The 18,938-nt window shown below is 37.1% G+C and carries 20 protein-coding genes and 2 pseudogenes; 7 read left to right on the forward strand and 15 right to left on the reverse strand.

The features are described 5' to 3' along the window. Positions 1–26: 26 nt before the first annotated feature. Entirely contained in the window at positions 27–404 is a 378-nt protein-coding gene (locus tag MTO68_RS15100) for a hypothetical protein (RefSeq protein ID WP_244013166.1), read from the reverse strand. Between the two features lie 172 nt (positions 405–576). Here MTO68_RS15100 and MTO68_RS15105 point away from each other — a divergent pair, with 172 nt between their 5' ends. Further along, positions 577–1,047, forward strand: coding sequence for a transposase family protein (locus tag MTO68_RS15105; protein ID WP_244013168.1), 471 nt, complete (start codon positions 577–579; stop codon positions 1,045–1,047). 50 nt (positions 1,048–1,097) lie between these two features. On the opposite strand, the gene MTO68_RS15110 is transcribed toward MTO68_RS15105, so the two are convergent. Then, positions 1,098–1,790 (reverse strand): hypothetical protein, encoded by a 693-nt coding sequence (locus MTO68_RS15110; protein ID WP_244013170.1) that lies wholly within the window; start codon positions 1,788–1,790, stop codon positions 1,098–1,100. Between the two features lie 35 nt (positions 1,791–1,825). Continuing rightward, a pseudogene (locus MTO68_RS15115) lies at positions 1,826–2,113 on the reverse strand (phage minor head protein); the annotation flags it as partial. A 76-nt stretch (positions 2,114–2,189) separates the two neighbouring features. On the opposite strand from MTO68_RS15115, the pseudogene MTO68_RS15120 reads away from it, so the two are divergent. From MTO68_RS15120 to MTO68_RS15140, 5 genes and pseudogenes are all read left to right on the forward strand, one after another. Then, a pseudogene (locus MTO68_RS15120) lies at positions 2,190–2,345 on the forward strand (transcriptional regulator); the annotation flags it as partial. Positions 2,346–2,652: 307 nt separating this feature from the next. Then, entirely contained in the window at positions 2,653–3,864 is a 1,212-nt protein-coding gene (locus MTO68_RS15125; protein WP_244013172.1) for a tyrosine-type recombinase/integrase, read from the forward strand. Between the two features lie 126 nt (positions 3,865–3,990). Beyond that, a complete protein-coding gene (locus MTO68_RS15130; protein ID WP_244013174.1) occupies positions 3,991–4,635 on the forward strand; it encodes an SOS response-associated peptidase family protein in 645 nt (214 codons plus the stop codon). 93 nt (positions 4,636–4,728) lie between these two features. Continuing rightward, positions 4,729–5,346: a translesion error-prone DNA polymerase V autoproteolytic subunit gene (umuD, locus tag MTO68_RS15135; protein ID WP_244013176.1), complete on the forward strand. Its 618-nt coding sequence runs from the start codon at positions 4,729–4,731 to the stop codon at positions 5,344–5,346. Beyond that, positions 5,343–6,638, forward strand: coding sequence for a Y-family DNA polymerase (locus MTO68_RS15140; protein WP_244013178.1), 1,296 nt, complete (start codon positions 5,343–5,345; stop codon positions 6,636–6,638). Before umuD ends, MTO68_RS15140 begins: the two co-directional genes overlap by 4 nt. A gap of 559 nt (positions 6,639–7,197) precedes the next feature. Here the strand turns inward: MTO68_RS15140 and MTO68_RS15145 are convergent. The 9 genes from MTO68_RS15145 to MTO68_RS15185 are packed head-to-tail and all read right to left on the reverse strand — an operon-like array spanning position 7,198 to position 16,116. Then, positions 7,198–7,701 (reverse strand): hypothetical protein, encoded by a 504-nt coding sequence (locus MTO68_RS15145; RefSeq protein WP_244013180.1) that lies wholly within the window; start codon positions 7,699–7,701, stop codon positions 7,198–7,200. Beyond that, on the reverse strand, positions 7,698–8,201 hold the full coding sequence (locus MTO68_RS15150) for a lysozyme (RefSeq protein WP_244013182.1): 504 nt from the start codon (positions 8,199–8,201) through the stop codon (positions 7,698–7,700). Before MTO68_RS15150 ends, MTO68_RS15145 begins: the two co-directional genes overlap by 4 nt. After that, the gene (locus tag MTO68_RS15155) at positions 8,188–8,421 is read right to left on the reverse strand and encodes a hypothetical protein (RefSeq protein ID WP_034618350.1); all 234 of its coding nucleotides are present in this window, start codon (positions 8,419–8,421) and stop codon (positions 8,188–8,190) included. The genes MTO68_RS15150 and MTO68_RS15155 overlap by 14 nt, the downstream gene beginning before the upstream one ends. A gap of 44 nt (positions 8,422–8,465) precedes the next feature. Beyond that, a complete protein-coding gene (locus MTO68_RS15160) occupies positions 8,466–8,657 on the reverse strand; it encodes a hypothetical protein (protein WP_244013184.1) in 192 nt (63 codons plus the stop codon). Next, complete coding sequence (locus tag MTO68_RS15165) at positions 8,657–13,465, reverse strand: phage tail protein (RefSeq protein WP_244013186.1); 4,809 nt, start codon at positions 13,463–13,465, stop codon at positions 8,657–8,659. The genes MTO68_RS15160 and MTO68_RS15165 overlap by 1 nt, the downstream gene beginning before the upstream one ends. 49 nt (positions 13,466–13,514) lie before the next feature. Further along, entirely contained in the window at positions 13,515–14,144 is a 630-nt protein-coding gene (locus MTO68_RS15170) for a tail assembly protein (RefSeq protein ID WP_244013188.1), read from the reverse strand. Beyond that, positions 14,137–14,880: a C40 family peptidase gene (locus MTO68_RS15175; RefSeq protein WP_244013190.1), complete on the reverse strand. Its 744-nt coding sequence runs from the start codon at positions 14,878–14,880 to the stop codon at positions 14,137–14,139. The genes MTO68_RS15170 and MTO68_RS15175 overlap by 8 nt, the downstream gene beginning before the upstream one ends. 2 nt (positions 14,881–14,882) lie before the next feature. Beyond that, positions 14,883–15,671 (reverse strand): phage minor tail protein L, encoded by a 789-nt coding sequence (locus MTO68_RS15180; RefSeq protein ID WP_244013192.1) that lies wholly within the window; start codon positions 15,669–15,671, stop codon positions 14,883–14,885. Then, positions 15,655–16,116: a hypothetical protein gene (locus MTO68_RS15185; RefSeq protein WP_244013194.1), complete on the reverse strand. Its 462-nt coding sequence runs from the start codon at positions 16,114–16,116 to the stop codon at positions 15,655–15,657. Before MTO68_RS15185 ends, MTO68_RS15180 begins: the two co-directional genes overlap by 17 nt. Before the next feature lie 203 nt (positions 16,117–16,319). On the opposite strand from MTO68_RS15185, the gene MTO68_RS15190 reads away from it, so the two are divergent. Next, a protein-coding gene (locus MTO68_RS15190) for an IS3-like element ISAba21 family transposase (RefSeq protein ID WP_085947552.1) occupies positions 16,320–17,485 on the forward strand; the annotation gives its coding sequence in 2 pieces (ribosomal slippage) (positions 16,320–16,578 and positions 16,578–17,485; 1,167 coding nt in all). Here MTO68_RS15190 and MTO68_RS15195 read toward each other — a convergent pair. The 3 genes from MTO68_RS15195 to MTO68_RS15205 all read right to left on the reverse strand — a co-directional run bounded on the left by MTO68_RS15195 (position 17,436) and on the right by MTO68_RS15205 (position 18,921). Then, positions 17,436–17,810: a hypothetical protein gene (locus MTO68_RS15195; RefSeq protein WP_244016017.1), complete on the reverse strand. Its 375-nt coding sequence runs from the start codon at positions 17,808–17,810 to the stop codon at positions 17,436–17,438. The genes MTO68_RS15190 and MTO68_RS15195 overlap by 50 nt on opposite strands. 50 nt (positions 17,811–17,860) lie before the next feature. Next, complete coding sequence (locus MTO68_RS15200) at positions 17,861–18,205, reverse strand: phage tail protein (RefSeq protein ID WP_244013196.1); 345 nt, start codon at positions 18,203–18,205, stop codon at positions 17,861–17,863. Between the two features lie 71 nt (positions 18,206–18,276). Further along, a complete protein-coding gene (locus tag MTO68_RS15205; RefSeq protein WP_244013198.1) occupies positions 18,277–18,921 on the reverse strand; it encodes a TonB family protein in 645 nt (214 codons plus the stop codon). Between the last annotated feature and the right edge of the window lie 17 nt (positions 18,922–18,938).

The raw sequence follows: 18,938 nt of genomic DNA on the forward strand, positions 1-18,938 counted from the left end.
ATTCGGCGGCATTCTCTAATTTGAGATTAAATACATTTATTCTCTGGATTGTTTATCTTTCCATTTAAATATTTTAAATTGTCTAGCCACTCATCTTTACTAGCATTAATAAAAAATGTTTTCTCTTTTGCAGCTTCATACTCTTTAAAGTTATTTACAATATGTAAATCAAAATCTCTTTCTGCTTTCCATGTTAAACAATCTCTAGAGGCTTGAATTTTGATTTTATCCTCAACCTTGGTAACCATACTCCCGTCAGGATACCTATAAACGTCATTACTATTAGTTTGAGCTTCAATAAACTTAGTTTGCAGTCTGTAGTATTCATCTTCAAATGACTGAACTGACCCTGCAAAACTATTAGTAATAAATAAAAATCCCAAGAAAGAAATTATTAATTTCATTTAAGTTTTGTCCATTCTTTAAAAATATTTAGCAACATTATACTTAAAGCTCTGAATCCATAAATGTCTTTTCATCCATTTCTTTTAAATGCTTCAACGTATATTTCTGATCAGTCAAAGGGTCAATGAATCGCTGAAGGTGAAGGTATAGACTGGAATGTAGTGATCGTAGATGCCACTGAAATTCCAATTCAAAGGCCTAAAAAAACAGAAGAAAAGCTATAGTGGTAAGAAAAAGGCTCACACATTTAAGGTGCAAGCGATCATTCATTGTAAAACTCAGCAAATACTAAGTTTATGCATGAGCAAAGGCGCTGTACATGACTTTGAACTGTTCAAACGCAATCTGCATTTAGTCCCAACAAATTCATTTATTCTTGCAGATAAAGGTTATCAAGGGATTTATGCTATATATCCCAATAGCTTGTTACCGTGCAAGGCTAAAAAACGTTGTGAATTAGATCCTTTGCTAAAAACATATAATCGAGAAATTAATAAAAGAAGAAGAGTCATTGAACATGTATTTGGTACATTAAAAACTTTCAAAATCCTTGCAGAGCGTTATCGAAATAGAGGGAAAAGACTTGGCTTAAGATTCAATTTGATTGCAGGTATTTATAATTTAGAACTGAGTAAAAAGTGATTTATGAAAGAAGTCTATTATCTAAGGATTTAAGATAATATTATGCAAGTTTATTTAAGGGGAATAATTTCAGTTCTAACATTCCTACTTATATCTAACATTTGCAAATCTAAATCAATAAACTGGCAAATATTTAGGATATTCATCCTTAAAAGTTCTTTATTTGGTGAAGTATGCTCCAATCTTAATTGCTCTTTATCAGTGTCTGTCTCTTCTATTTTAAGTAGGCTAACATCATTAGGACTAAAACTGAAAGAGAAAGAACCCTGATCCACAACTTTGCTCTCTAGGATGTTAAAAATTAAATTATACGTTAATATTTTTTCATGATTTTTTACCTGTTCATTATGTAAAAGTTTATCTTCTATATACTTTTCTTGAATTACAGGGCAATGTAAATTTAAGTTATATTCACCAGGTTGTTTAATATCATTAACATAGAAATCTAAGCCAATATTCGCCTTGATTTTGTTAAAATTATCTTTAGGATCTGTAAAAAAAGTTACATCCATTTTATCTTTGTTCAATACAACTCTTTTACTGTCATCGCCCAATTCAATATTAGAAAGTACTTCATCTTTAAACAATAAGCCGTTTGAAAAGTCCATTTTCCTGCCTAGAAATTTATCAAGTTGCGGTTCCGTTCTAGTTTGTATATCTTTTTCTTTAAAGTCGGGTATCGCAAAACAAGAAATTGAAATAAAAATAGTCGATGAAACTAAAAGATTTTTGTAAATATTCATAGTTAAACTTTTTTATGTAAAATTCAAAATTGACCTTACAAAATATACAGTAAATCTACCCAAATATCATCATAATTTGGCAACACTACACACCGACAGCAAATAGCTTCACCAAGATGTCCACCACTAGGCGGTGCATCCCAACGGAAGCTTTTATCATGCTTATGTTGGTGATCTAAACGCACACGATCATCCTTCACAATTTGCCATTTATAAGATTCAACACCTAAAGCCAACTGCCGTTGCTTATTAATATTAGGTTAATCTTCCCCCATTTGATCTGTAGCAATTAAGCACACCCGATATGCTGTAGCTTGTCCAAGCAAGATAAAAGCCAATGATTCTTAACCGAAATAACTGCAAATCACTTGAAAAAATGTGTGGTCAATATATTGAAGACTGGGCGGATATGGTCAGAAAAAATTTTACTCTGAAATAAAGAAAGGAAATATCAAACAGCCGAATCGAATTTCAGAAAAAGATGTGTTCTGGTATGAGTCCTATGTAAAGCAAAAAGTGGAAGAATTTAAACAAGAATCTGATATCATAGCCTGCACTAGCAGGCTTTTTATATTTTGTGCTGTAACTAGGTACTTTTTTCAAAACGGGTAACCTAACGGGTATCCAAAACCATCAAACAAAATAAATTGATTAATTTCTATAGGTTAGTATCAATATGCTTCTAATGATCGAAAAGAAGCAATTTCATAAAATACTATTAAATAGAATAAAAACGACAGTTTAATCAAAACCTTAAAGAACATCATTCTATAAAATTGCATTAAATAGGTCTAAGTGACATTAATGGGGTTTGTGAGTAAGATAGTGAGTAACAGCTATTTTAATAAAGTTACTCACAAGCATGTTAAGTGATACTAAAATCAAGCAATTAAAAGCCAAAGATAAAATGTATAGAGTCGCAGATCATTCAGGTTTGTGCTTGGAAGTGCGTACGAATGGCTCTAAATTGTGGCGTTATAGATTTAGATTTCTTGGTAAGGCATCTATGCTAAGTTTGGGAGAATACCCTGTTGTAACTCTTGCCCAAGCTAGACAAAAAGTAAATGAACAGAAAGCTTTGCTTGATAAAAATATTGATCCTTCAAAGTATAAATTAGAAGAAAAAGAAAGGGCTAAACTTGCTGCTGAGTCCACCTTTAAAGAAATTGCACTAGAGTGGTATAGCACCAAGGAAAGTAAGCGATCAGAGTCATTTAGACGCGATGTAGAAAAAGCTTTTGAAAGGGATCTATTTCCTGCTTTTGGACATAAAAGCATTCGATCCATTACACCTTATGATGTTCTGAAAATGCAAAAGGACACTATCGCGCGTATAAGCAAACAGATGAATCATGGCACGGGTGAAACAACTGCAATTAGAAATAGACAGTATGTGAACTCTATATTTAATTACGCCATCGCTAATTTAAGGTGTGAAGATAATCCTGCTATATCTCTGGGGCAAACAGTCGAAAAGCCACCTAAACAAACTGCTCAGCCTTTATCTATGGAAGATCGTGCAAAGTTTAATGCTGCACTATCTAAATCTAAAAGCACAGAGATGGTCAAAAACTCGATTCGATTACTCATGTACTCTATGTTGAGATCCATTGAAATTTGTCGCTTAAAATGGGAATGGGTAGATTTTGAAAAAGAATTAATAGTTATACCACCAGCATCTAGAGATCAACTTCTTGCAGGTGAGCGAAATATTAAGATGAACCGTCAGCACTTGGTTCCCTTAAGTAGACAGATGATTGAGATTCTTAAAAACCAAAAAATCCAATCTAACGATGAATATGTGTTTTGTTCGGTTTTTAATAAGTCTAAAGTAATGAACAAAAGTACAATCAATCAGGCCTTAAAAACAATGGGCTTGAATTGCACAGCTCACGACTTCCGCGCCACAGCATCCACTATTTTGCATGAAAAAAATTACAGTTCAGAATGGATTGAAATGCAACTTGCCCATGTTGATAAAAATATTGTACGTGGTACTTATAATCATGCTCAAAATTTGGATGAAAGAAGGAAAATGATTCAAGACTGGACTGATATCGTTGATAGTTGGTAAGTTTAAAATGAAAAACTGGCTCTACTTCTACATTAAGCAAACGCTACAAATCGGCACTGAATTCTATAAATATAAGGGATATGGTATTTATACACAGCATTCAGTTTTTCATGTCGAGAATAAGAAATGTGCTCAAACTATGAAATTCCCACCAAAGATGCCCTCGCCTTACTTGATGTCGAAGTCGATCAGTTAGAGCTGGATCTAAAATCACACATTTATCCGGGTTACCACGCACCCATAATCATGAAGGGTTTTGATTTAGATTTCGGTAAGTTTGGATTGCTGCCGAGTTGGGCTAAAGATTTCAAGTTTAGTAGCTATACATATAATGCACGAACAGAAACAGTCGCTGAAAAGCCGAGTTTTCGACACGCATGGAAATACAGCAAATTTTGTCTCGTACCTGTACAGGAATTTTACGAACCCAAATACATTGATGGTAAAAGCCACTGGTACACAATCAAACGCGAAGACGGCCAGCCTTTCACAGTTGCTGCAATCTACGATGATGCTGTAATTAAAGATTCAAAAGTCAGATCATTTTCAATGCTTACGATCAATTCTGACAACCACCCTTTTATGAAGCAATTTCATGCACCAAATGATGAGAAAAGATCGATCATAGTCATACCAGAAGAATATCGGAAAGATTGGCTGAATGTTGATAAAGAAAATGCACATGAATATTTTTTTGAAATGCGTGATGAGTTTGTCACTTTCCCACGTGACCACTCATCTGAAGCAACAAAACAAAGTGACCTTTTTTAAATAAATGCTGTTTATCCACATGTTTTAAATTTGAATTTAAAAACTATTACATTTAAAATCTTGAATACGTAACTTATTCAAGTGATATTTTTTATGAATATTAAATTAAATACAGGCTTCTCAAAAGCAAAACTTCAAAAGCTTAAAGATGCAAGTCTAGATCACTTGAAGAACTCTAAAGTTATAGATATTAGAGCACATTCTTCTAAAGCGAGATGTCTATCTGATATATCAAAAATCTCATCTTTCCAAGCAATTACAAAGTATTCAATTCCACTTGTTTTAAACAAAATTGCTGCAGGTTTTCCCTCCCCGGCAGAAGACTATATAGATAAAACTGTCGACATGAATGACCTTCTTATTTCTAATAAAGAAGCAACTTTTATAGTTCAAGTTGAGTCGCTTTCGATGAAAGATATCGGAATTGATATAAATGATTATTTAATTGTCGATAGAAGTATTCGCTCACAGCATCAAGACATCGTTATCGCATTCATTGACAATGATTTCACCGTGAAAAGAATGATGATTACAAACCGCATGTCTCATGATGAATTGTTTGATATTTTTCATAATGAAAGTGATCTTAGAAATTTGCCCGCAGTATGGCTTAAACCTGAAAACATTGAATACAAACCCATCCTCCCCCGCAATGAACAAGAGCTTGTAATTTGGGGTGTTGTCACCAAAGTTATTAAGAACTTTAAATGAAACATGAAGAAAAGATATTTGCTCTTATTGATATCAATAATTGCTATGTCTCGTGTGAACGCTTCTTTAATCCCAAGTTGAATAACCTCCCAGTCATCGTACTCTCAAATAACGATGGGTGTGCAGTTGCCCGTAGCAATGAAGCTAAACAAATGGGGATTAAAATGGGTGTTCCGCTATTTCAGATAAAGGATGTAGTCCAAAAAAATAACGTTCAAGTACTTTCAAGCAACTATGCGATATATGCTGAAATGTCACGTCGATTTCATTCGATACTTGCAAGTTATGTCGCACCACATGAACAAGAAATTTACAGCATAGATGAATGCTTTCTAGATCTGACAAGCTTTAAACATAACTATGATCTTGTTGCGTACTGCCAAGGCATGCGCGAACGTATTCAACAATGGATTGGATTACCTGTTTCTATTGGAATAGGAAGATCAAAGACTGAAGCAAAAATCGCTAATCACATGGCTAAGAAAGGAAAGCGTTTTAACGGGGTATGTGACTTGGCAACTATGGACCCGAAATATCGTGATTATTTCTGGTCACTTGTTGAAGTGGGTGAAGTATGGGGTGTGGGTAGAAAGCAGAATAAGAAATTGAATGATATGGGGATTAAAACTGTTTTAGATCTGTCGAAAGCAAATCCGCCAGTTATGGGCAAGATGTTTACAGTTTGTATGCAGAGAACAGTTTTAGAGCTGCAAGGTATTTCATGTATGCCAATCGATGACCAGCCAAAGCCAAAGCAGCAGATCGTTGCAAGCAGATCATTTGGTGTGAAAATTACAGAGCTGCAAGACTTAAAAGAAGCAATGTCGAAGTATGTACAAGATGCAGTTGGGCGTTTGAGAAAAGAAAAACTTCTATGTGGTGTTATTACTGCTTTTGTTCAATCGAATCCATTTGATGCATCCGCACCTTATTACAGCAAAGCACAGACTTATAAGTTCGCTGAGCCAACTGATTGCATTTTAGATTTAGTTGAAGTTGCTTACTTACTATTGGAAAGAATTTATAAACCAGACATCAGATATAAGAAATGCGGTGTGTTTTATTCAGAGTTAATTCTGAAATCAAATCATATCCCCGACTTGCTTTCAGATCATCAAACTAGAATTGAGAATGAAAGCTTGATGCAGGCTTATGAAGATATTCAATCAAAATTCGGCAAAGCTAAGATTTCTGTAGGTCCGTGTTACTTTAAAGATCGTAAGTGGTCTATGAGTCGAGACATGCTATCTAAGAATTATTTTACAAAGAATGGGATGATAAAAGTTAAGTAAGTTTTAGTTGGGATGAGTTGTTGACTGTAAGTGATTAATATTAAAAATAAAAAAATATTAACTATGTATAGAATCTGAACAAAACCAAAAACTTAGATGCGCTTTAAAAAAATATATAGTATATTTAAACACATGAACGCAAAAGACCACCAAACTTAGAAGTAGGTGGAAATTTGTGTGTTCTAAACTTTAGGGCTTAGAAATTGATTATATAGTTTTGCCGACTAGATAATCGATGTATGAAACGCTTAAGAAATTATATGCATACTTTTTTTGTATGTCAAATTTCTTGTTATCTGAGCCCTGGTGTAAATCTAAATGATGTAAAATTGAGGGTTCAATTAATGCGTAAAATTAACAAACAAATAATTCATACTAGCTTGGTTTTGTGCTTGGCTATTTTAAACAACAGTTGTAGTAGTGAAAAAATTAATTTTACTACAGTGCCATTGGTGGAAAACTGTCAGAAAATAAGTATTGTTGTAGGCAGTAACAACAATATTAATGATAGTTGCAAAGTTGTGGAGAAAAGCACTTAATAAATCTACTTGCATGGCTTTTAATTTAAAGGCCATGCTTCAATCAATTTTTCTGCATCAGCTGCGTGTCCATCAGCTTTTTCTGCCACTGTTCGATATTCAGTGACGCACTTTTCGAGTATGTCACTGTTGGTATTTGTGTACTCAATGATGGTTTTTGTGGGAGCACTGGACAAACGGCTGTTTGCAAATTTGAGTTGCTTTGACAAGCTGTCAGCGCTGGCACTAGCAAGGCGACTATCAGACTCAATTTGTTTAATTTTGGCATTATAGTTTTGCTCCGCTTTTAACTGTTGTTCAGACCATTGTTTTTCTTTGAGTGCTGCAGATGCTTTTGCTTGTTCTGCCAGTGCTTTAACTTCAGCAACTTCAGTTTTGTATTTTGCATTCAATAATGTGTATTCACTTTTGAAGTGATAAACACGCCATGACTGAACACCTAAAGCCGTAATGGCCAACAATAAAAAAACCGCCAATATAATAATGACGGTTTCATAAAATTTCGCTAAGAATGCTTGCATCATTGCACCCCCATACACTTGCTATAACGATCTTGTTGGCGTGTCCAAACACCATAGCAACCATTAGATCGGATTGAGCAATCACGCTTGGCAACGTATTTGTATTTAAGTAAAGATGAACAAGCTTGCTTATACTGCCCTGCTTTGAGATTACGAAGCATTGATGAGCTATTCCAGTTTGCTTGACCATAGTTGTAAACAAAGTCGAGATATACGTCATATTCAGTTTGAGTAAGCTTTACGCCTGATAAAGATTTGCGAAATGCTACTTCATCCTTTGTAATATGAGCCTTGGCAATTTGTACTGCACGTTCTTTGGTAATCGGCTTATCAGTCATTTTGACTTTAGTACCATTTTCGTACTGAGTGGAGCCGATACCAATCGTTGCAACTTTTGCACTGTCTAAATATGGTTTTGGCTCATAGCCCTCATACTTTATTAATGACGTAAAAAAAGCAGCCGAAGCTGCTAAACCTATTACTATGTATTTAGTCTTGTTCATAGTCTTTCCCATGCATGCGTTTATTGTGTAATTGCTGATCCCGCTGGTCTTTGCGATATGCTGACCAAAGCTGAATGATTAAACCCACTACAGCACAAATCCCCCCTACAACGGCCATCCATTCGGTAGTAGATAATCCCCCATATATAACCATTGATCCCCCTGCTAAATTTGTTGCTAAACCGAATGATGCTGTGCTTGATGTTGCTGGTTCAGCCATGACCTATTTCTCCAGAAAATAAAAAAGCACCTTTATAGGTGCTTTCAATTCAAATAATATTGGTTTTCAACCAGCTGCTGATTTTTGACAAGATATCGCTGTTGCTCTATCTGGTCCTCTATTTGAAAAACATCCTGACCAGGATCAAGATGTATTCTTTGCTTTAAAAATTCAGGGCATTCAACAACATTTAGAATGACACCTGTTTCGATACAATACACTGCAAAATATGCCATTATTTCCTCATCGTCATTGCGTGAATATAACGCTGTGATACATTCACATTGCCGCCAGAATCTGAGCGCAATTGAAGCTCAAACGTTCCCGCAATCAATGTGGAATCATGTCTTGAAATATTTAAGGTTCCTGCACTTCGAGCACTGCCTCTAATCTCAACATTGTGATTATGAATCCCGTCTAAACCCATTGATGCACTTCCCGACAAACTTAAATTATGGCTATGTGAACCCGTTGTGTTGGTCGATCCATTGTAACTATGGTTATGTGAAGAACCCGAAATTGTTCCAGCTGTTGAGTTTTGGGTATTACCATTGAATGAATGCGAATGGCTTCCTGAATCGGTCATTGAGCCACTAACATTGACGGTTATACTGTGATTATGTTGCCCACTGTTTTGAGTCGTTGTACCAACAGAAGCATAATCAATAAAATGCACTTCTAAATCTTCAAAGATGACAGATCCATTTTTGAGTACTCGACACAGTAAACGCTGACTCGATGTATAACCCACAAAGCTAAATACAGATCCAAAAGTTAAGATCGTATGGCCCATATCTGCTGGTACAGCCAAAGTTTGCACAGTGGTATAACTTGTACCAATGGTCAGATTCGCTTCAGCAAATGCCGAAACAGGAACAGTCACAGCATTGTCTTTGATCTTTAGCGTATCTACCGCAAGGTTTGCTATTTTCCCCCCTGTCACAGCTAAATTGTCAATTTTTGCAGTTGTCACAGCCAAAGAATCAATCTTGGCCGTCTTAACAGATAAATCAACAATATGAGATGTATTCACTGATTGGTAATCCATCATTGCAGCTTTTAGATAAGCTGAGACAGGGAAAACAGTTCCTGTAACAGGATCAGTAAATGGTGTAGTTCGAAATATAAAAGGGTAATAACCTGTGCTATTTCCACTACCAATAGCGAATGAATCAAAATTTAAAATAAATTGAGATTCAACACCATTATTTGCGCCACCCCACCCTGCAATTTTCCCATTCACATCAAGCTTGATAAATTTCTGCGCGTAAAGACCATTAACAGATTGTGTAACTTCTTGAACGGCAGCTTTATTACCATTCAATTCTGTTTGGACTGTATCCGTCCGAATGGCTTGCGCCATATCTGCTTCGATTCCTGCAGATTGTTCAGACCACACACCAGCATAACCACTGCTATTACCAATCAGATCAGATTCAGAGCCGATCAACGGTGGATTGACTTGGGCATAAACACCGTCGATCTTAGTTGTTGTTGCTGTCAATTTATTGTCAACATCAACAACTTTCGATTCAACAGTACTTAGTGCACCAGTCGTCGCATAATTGCCTAGCTTCGCTTCTACAGCATCCACTTTCGATACAGCAGAACTTGCATTCGTCACAGCCACATCAGCTTTTGATAAAGCAGTTGCAGAATTGGTTAATGCATTATCGGCTGTATTTTTTGCGGAAGTTGCGGTTGCATTGGCTTGTTGCGCCATAGATGCTGCCGCACTTGAATCAGTAACCGCAGTATTTGCTTTGCTTAATGCGCTGGCTGCATTAGTTTTTGCAGTTGATGCATCAGATTCAGCAACATCAACGCGACTATCTAATGCCTCAATAGAACTACTGTTTGCTGTTGATTGTGTTACAGCAGTTTCAGCTTTTTGCTGTACTGAAGACAAGGCTGAATTATTACTCGAAATATAGTTATTTAGAGCAACTGTATTCGCTTTATCTCCATCAACACGCGCTTGAACTTCTTGCTGTGCCAATGCCTGTACATCATTGATTTGCGCAACTGTTGTATCAACTCGTTTACTAAGGGCTAGATCACCTTCAATCATTGCTGATTGGAGTGACCAAGTCCCTGCAAAACCTTGATCATTGCCGATCAGATCAGATGTAGATCCAATCAATTTTGGATTTAGTTGCGCATAAACACCATCAGTCTTCTCTGCAGTAAGTTTCAAATCATCAGCAACAACCTTAATACTTGATTGTGCTGCCGCTAAACCTTGGTCACTTGATTTTTTAACTGTATCCACTACTTCTAAAACAGCATCATCACCTGTTTTAATTTGCTTTGTTAATCCATCTTCCAAAGCACTGATCGCAGTTTTTCGATCCTGTATTTCAGTATTGATCTTTGAAGTGGTTGAATTGATTGAGTCAATACGCTCAGTCCGTTCCATTGCTAAATCATCATTTGCTTTTTGAGCTGACTCTTTCGCTTGCTGTACAGATGTCTTAAGACCTGAAATATCAGTATCAATATTTTCAATGTGATCAATCTTAGTTTTCAAATCCTGATTTAACTGACTTTCAGAGATTTGATCATTCAATAGTTCAAGCACATCAGAAGCATCTGCAGAAGTCACACCACTGACCCAATCAGACCAATCACCCACATTGCCAATACGATCAATTAAACGACCACGGTAATACTGACGTAAGTTTGGCTGTATACCTTGAATGGTGTGAACAGTAGTCGGATAAGCAAACAAACCAAGTTGAGCAATATTTGAGGTGCTATCTGGTGAAACTTCAATTTCGGTATAGGCAGTATCAAGTGCACCAACAGTAGGAAACAACCAGGTTAATTTCATGCCAAATAAAATACCTTCAGCATGAATGTAGGCGAGTTTTGGCGGTTTTCCTTGCTTGCCTTTCAATTCTGTCAAAACTGAATACGTTGGCAAGGACGAAATATCAAAAGCACTGATCGCGAATACTCGCGCTTCATATTGCCCTGCATAAATTCCAGCAACCTCAGCTGAGTTATTTCCAGTTAAGGGTAGCTTTAACCATGTGCCGTTATCTTTACGCCATTCAACTTGGTATTTGGTTGCACCTTGGGCTTGTGGCCAACTGATCACCATGGTTTCAACAGACATTCCTTGCTGAACCATTTGCTCACTGGAAATGCTGACTGATTCAACAGGATCTTGAGTTGTAGGATTGATAATTGATATCGGTCGATCATCAATAAATGCACCATGATCAATCGCATTAAATTTTAATGGATTGTATTGCAAACCAGTTATTGTGAATTGATGTTCATCATCTTGGGTAATTGACGTAACACGAAATTTCATCGTCGCTAAATCTTGTGCATCAATCACCCATACATTTTCAGGCGCAACACTATCAAATGCTGACACAACACTAACAACTCGACCAGCAATACTTGATACAACTCGTGCTTGTGCCTTTCCATTCTCGCCATTAACAACTAGACGGTCACCAGCTCGGCATACAACATCATCACGATCTAAGGTGATTTGTTTTAAATCAGTACTGACTGAAGAAATACGCCCACCATTTGCACGACCAGCTAACAACTCATCAGCAAGTTCAATCACTTTACCTGGTAATGGAATATAGCCATCCAACCCAACTTTAAATGTGACAGTTCGAGTTTCGAGTTGTTCTGTTTTTAAAGCCCATTGGCCAGTACGTTGTGCTTGTCCTTCTGATGTACAGCCCCATGCCTCTAGTTCTAATAAGCGTACTGCTTTAGCCTCTGCAATTGATTTTTCATCACGCACAAAAACATATTCTGTCTTATAGCGATTTTGTGGATTATCCCAAGCAACTTTGACTGCATTATGCCGATCACGTGCACGCGTACCGGTGTAATTGATACCAAGAACGCCATCAATAATATTGGCAGATGTGTATGTAAAAATAGCATCTTGAGGTAAATCAGCCTCACATACGATCGATGCGCCATCCCAATAACTGATTGCACGAAATAAACCTGCAAGTTTGCTTAAAATATCGAAAGCAGATTCGGCACTTTGAATATACACATTACAAGTGAACCGTGGCTCTTGACCACCTTTGCCATTCGGTACCAGCTGATCACAATATTGTGCTAAACGATACAACGACCATTTATCAATCATTTGCTCGGTTAAACGGTTGCCAAGTGCATATCGCTTATTGGTGCATAAATCGTAGTAAATCCAAGCTGGATTATTACTATAAGCACGCTTAAATAGACCATCCCAAATCCCCACATAAGTACGGCCTACAGGATCATAGTTGCTTGGTACTTTGATCTTTACACCCTTTAGATCAACTGCAATTTTGGCAATATTTGAGAATGTTTCAGCATCATATTGCACGCCAATCAATGCAGTATTTGGGTAGGCCAGCTTAAGATCGACAACTTCAGTAATGGCTTGAATATACATCTTATCGCTGACATATTCAGAGCTTGAATTCGGTGTTTTACGTGTGACTCGAATCAACCAATTATTATTGGCTTTTGGTAAGCCGATACGATGGGTACGTTCATAATTTGCTGAAGTTTTTCCTGACATTTGAGTATCAAGCATTAACTCCCATGATCCCCCATCAGTCTGCACTTCAATCAAGTAATCAATAACAATACCTGAGACATCGCCATTACTTGGGTCTTGCTGTTTTAAAGCCCCAAAGCGCACTCTTACAATCACGGCATCGAGATTAAGATTGGTAACCCCTTTAACCCAAGGCGTATCACTTTTAAGTTCAACACCAACAGCAGTTTCAGAAGCAATGCTTTCAAAACCTTCCATGTATGCCTGATCATTGGTACCTGAGCGAAAATCTAGAGTGACATCTTGAAAGTTTCTTGCACCACTATCGTTTTCAACTGGTGTGTCATCAAGGAAGATTGATTTAAAGCCATTTGCTAAGCCCTCAACTTCTCCTTCACTCATACCGTATTGTAAACGTGCATAGGTTTTTGAAGCGGTGGTATCATTTGCAACTTTGGGTTGTCTTTGGCTTTGACTGCCACCTTTAGCGCCTTTTACTGTTCTAAGCATACTTTTTCCCACACAATAAAAAAGCGCTTAATGCGCTTATATTCTTAAATTATTTCTTCCCACCACTGCTGCCACCGCCTGTGAAACCAGCATCTGCAGAACTAAAAGTATCTACTGCAAATTGACCAGCATTTACAATGAATCCACCAACCTCACGCTGACCATAAAGAATCGGAACTGGATTGCCTTGTGCGATTGTGGTGACTGCTCCACCAAATCCCTTGTTAGACTTATTTCCATCTTGGTTTTGATCTTGTGCATCAACTTTTGGGGTAAGCATTTGTGCAATACCACCAATGGACATTCCAATACCTGCACCAATCAATGCTGCACCATAAGGAGTTGTTGCTCCAAAAGTAAAATAGCCAGCAACTATCAACACAACCCCTAAAACTAAATTTAGAACCCCACTGTCACCACCAGCCCCAATGACTTTAGGCACAATCTTGATAACTTTGGCGCCAGTCTCAAAATCAATCTGATCCTCAGAGATATTTTCATCATCTTGAAAAACAGCAAAGGTAAGCCCTTGTTCATGAGCGGTTAGCATGAATTGTTCAAAGCCGGGCACTTGGACTGATAGCGCTTTTACAGCTTCACGGGTGCTTTCAACAGCAAGCTTAAATTCCTTACCAAACTTCTTTCCCAGTACGCCATATAATTTGATCGTTTTAAGCATTCTTATGTCTCACAATTTTTACAACACGCTCTTGCCATTGTTGCCCAAAAATTTCACGCACTGACTTTCGACCATAAGGGTGATGTAGGATTAATGGTCCACCAAAACAACTAGTGCTTTCTTCTGACTTTAATTGCCACTGATCTCCCAACCAAATCACAGCATGATTCGGGTGTTCTGTACGGCCAACATTACACACCAACATGTCACCATACTGAGGTTCACTGACCTCATAAAATCCAGCTGCGTCTAAATTTTCTAGATAAAGGGATTTATGGTCTTTATCACTCCACCAATCATCTTTACGCTCGAAATCAATTAACTGAACACCTAGCTCACGATTATAAAAATCACGAATAATTGAATAGCAATCTTGATATCCATGATGATAATCACGACCAATGAGTGGTGCTTTATAACCACATGGCTTATAGACTTGAAAATCTACTTCAGGCCAAGCACAGATCACCCATGGCATTTCATGAAGTTCAATTTGTAATAAATCTAAATCAGAAGCACGTGCTGTAGCATTGGGATGTGAATGTACATAGGCTTGAATCTCACCTTGATCTTCAGCATTCGCCAAGTCTTCATGATGAATTTGAAACTGACCTTTTTCAGCGACATTGCGGCATGGAATGTAATCACCTGAAACAATTACCCCGCAACATTCTGCGGGGAAACATTGTTCAGCATGAGATAGAATCGCTGCTTTTAGTTTTTTATTTAATTTCATATTTACACCATCGAAGATGCAGGGAATCCACCAAAATGAAGCTCATTCTCTCGGCAACGACAGCCTGATGTTCGGTAGTTACATCGATCTAAAGCTGGATTGTCTGTCGATTCATCTTTTTCAGTAAACATTGCAGATCCGATATATCCGCACTCTTCACTTCGATATTCCCAGTTGCAGTAGTTTGAAATTTGCCGTGTAGGGATTTTTAGCCCTTCGAAATCCACTGGATTAGAAAGTTCAAAAGTCACTTGCTGAGCATTTTCGGAAGTCTTTTGTTCAATAAACCAAATCTGCTCACGTTTCTCGCTTGAGTTCGCACTGGTATTCCCAGCACTAAAGTTTTCAGCATCAAGATATTTGGCTAATGTTGTAATAACTTTGATCTTTGCACCAGCAAAATCACCAAACTGTAAACAATATGCAGTTACCGCACCTTGAATACCTTTGATATTATTTGCCATGCTGAGTGTCGGTGCTGAGGCTTTTCCATCACTTCGCATTTCCAAGCCACTAACTTGCAACGCCATTGGCTCAAAAGTCTGTCCATTGAATATAATGTTTCGCTGCCAAACTTTATCTGTACCAACATCAAAAACTTTACCGATCAAACCAGTATCAGACCCAATCAGCCCATTTGAACCTATCGAGCCGTAAATCTTTTCCCAGTCTTCATATGAAATATGACCATGGAAACGTAAAACGCCAGCACCTAAAGCGCTGGCATCTAATTCAAATAATGTGATTAATCCATCTACGTACAGCTTTTGAAAATCACTGTTCAGTGTCATCTTTCAATGCCTCCGCAACAGCTTGAGCTAAGTTTGTTGGTTGAAATTCAGGTGGTGTGTTAGAGATTTCAATTTCAGGTTTTGGTAATTCCTTTAATCGAATATCGATCCAACGACCAGCAGGTATATCTCGAGGCTTTTCAAAATTCGGAACAATATCACCTGTTTCTTCATCAAACTTTTTGGCAAAGGTTTTAACTTCGATGGTGTTATCTTCAAGCTGTTGATATTGAACCGCAACCAAAACATTACCATTGGCATCCTTTGGCATTTCGATATACCAACCATCATCTGAAAAGCCTTCTGTATTTTTTAAAAAATAGTGACCAACATCGACTTTTTCAAAAACTGGATTTTGCTCATAAGCCTCTTCATTTACTTCAATTTTATCTGAAAATAATTTGATAATAGGAGAAGCCTTTTTGATAAATCCATTACTATCCACCGTGGTATTCGCTGAATTATAAATTAAATAATTTGGCCCCCAATTCTTATCAGTATCATTCCCACAAATTATATATAAATCACGAGGGTTTCCGACATTATTTGCACAACCTATATGAATACCTCGCCATGGCTGATTGATGTGTGCTGAGAAAACAGGAGGTTTTAACTTGGTAAACTATAGACACTCATCAGGAGTTTACCATGAGCAAGAAACAGAAGACTTACACCGCAGAATTTAAAGTTGAAGCAATAAAATTGATTGAAGCCAATCAAGGCAATGTATCGGAAACAGCCAGACAACTTGGCATTTCAATGCAAACTCTTTCAAATTGGAATAATAAAGCAAAGACTGGCACCTTAGCAGGCACTAAACAATATTCACCTGATCTAAATGCCTTACTCGAAGAAAATAAAAAGCTCAAACAACAGCTCAAAACAGCTGAAATGGAACGTGAATTTCTAAAAAAGGCAGCAGCGTACTTTGCGAAAGAAAGTCAGTAAGGTACGCCTATATGAAACAGCAAAGATATTTATTCCCGATTAGCTTTATGGCTAGATTACTTCACGTTTCAGTGTCACGATTTTATGATTGGCTAAAACGAGGCATGAATAAAAGATTGGTTCAGCGAAATCAACAGACAATTTTGGTCAAAATAGCTCATGAGGAAACTAAACAAAGCTATGGCTATATTCGATTAACTAAGCATTTACAAGCGCAAGGTATCAAAATCAGTACGTATGCTGTACGTCAAATAAAAAAGCTCAACCAGCTGTATTGTAAGCGTCATAAGCGTTTCAAAAGAACTACGAAGAGTGATCATAATCGAGCGATCTACGCAAATTTACTAGAGCAACAGTTTTCAATGACTAAGCCCAATCTTGCATGGTCAAGCGATATTACATACATTTGGACTGCTGAAGGTTGGTTATACTTGGCAGCAGTAAAAGACCTGTACACGAAACAAGTGGTTGGCTATAGCTTAAATGAGCGTATGACCGCACAACTTGTTTGCAATGCACTGACTATGGCGATTCGTAATCAAAAACCAACGAAAGGCTTAATTATTCATTCGGACAGAGGCAGCCAATATTGCAGCCATGAATATCGAAAGATACTGGAAAAATGTGATTTTCAAGGTTCAATGAGCAAACGTGGGGACTGTTACGATAATGCACCGATTGAAAGTTTCTGGGGCATACTCAAGAATGAATTAGTGCATCATTGCAACTATAAAACCAGAGATGAAGCTAAAGCAGATATTACAAAATACATTGTGTTATTTTATAATCAGCGAAGAATTCAAAAGAGTTTGGATTTTAAAACGCCAAATCAAATAGCAGAGAACTTTTATCGGTTAGCTGCCTAGCATATCCCAAGTGAAAGTCTCCTGCTAATTCAGCACATATCAGATCCCCTTTAATCACCAAGACAGAGCGACTATTAATCCAGTTTGATATACCGTTCCTTAAACTTTGAATACCACCCCCACCAGCATAAGCAGGGGTAGTTAATCCAGCTGTCCAACCATCCAAGCCTATTTCCGTTAAATTGCCAGCAGCTGTACCAACCAATCGACTCGCAGCATGCGTATTATTTGTGAAGTTTTCATTCATCTTGGCGGCAAATGAGCGAAAGGTATCACCGCCTGCACCACTCGGTGCTGTTCCTAAATTTCCAGTTTGAATTGTCATATTTTTCTCACTAAAAAGCCCCAACGAGTGGGGTGTGAAGTTAATTAGATTTAAGGGTAAAAAACTTGGGTAAAGGTTGTGGAAATAGTCCAGATCATTCCACCCACTTGACTCGGTGAATAGCTTGTATCTGTTTTAACTCTCACCTCTCCATCCAATGGAGAATTCCATAGAAATGAATCAGCCCCTTTATGTCGATCAAAAAAAGCTTTGATTTGAAGAATCTCTTCCTTGGTAGATGTGAATTTGTATGGCCACTCCCCCCTTTTATTGTTGATGCCTACTGAGATATTCTGTTCGTAGCCATCACCAAATTTTGAAGTCAAAATATTGAAGTTTTGTTTGCTTGAGTTTCCAACTAGATCACATGGAAATGTAAATTTTTCATTGCTCATAAATTGGGTCCAATAAAAAACCCACTCGGTTGAGTGGGTTTTAAGTTTAATGCTGAATAAGTATCTGACTATTAATCACTTGCTGATCTTAAATTAAACCTAAAATCTGCAGTTGTTGATATGCGCTGAGGCTTTCCATTGATGACTAAAGGCTTAAAACTTGTTTTTTTGAAAAACTCACTTAAAACATATTCATCTAAAGCAGGGATTCCAGTGCTTTTAGTAACCTTAACTTTGGTTAATTTACCTTTTTCATTAGCCTCTACACTCAATGTTATAGTTCTATTACTTCCTTTTAAGTCAGTATTTTTAAAATTAAATTCTGGATACTCAGCATATTCCGGAACTCTTGATACGCTCAATTCAACTGGTTGAGTTAAGCGAATAGGAAAATTTTCGATTTTATCATTTGGATATTTTGCAAATATTTTTGCTTTTTTAAAGACCTCGATTATCTTGTTGTCTAGATCCTGAAGCCCACTGCTTTTATTTATTTCAGCAACCTTAACAAAACCATTAACATCCGTCTCAATCCTCACCACAAGATATCTATCATAACCTTTCAACTCATCATTATTGATTCTAAATATCGGTTTTTTCATCCATTTTATAATCATATTTTCATCTACAGTTCTTGGCTCAACTTGAACCTTAGAATCTGCTCCAAAACAAAAACTGGAAACCAATAAGCAGAAAATTATAAATAAGCTTTTCATGATATATCTCTAGTATT

The sequence above is a fragment of the Acinetobacter sp. NyZ410 genome, from assembly GCF_022828975.1.
GTDB lineage: Bacteria > Pseudomonadota > Gammaproteobacteria > Pseudomonadales > Moraxellaceae > Acinetobacter > Acinetobacter guillouiae.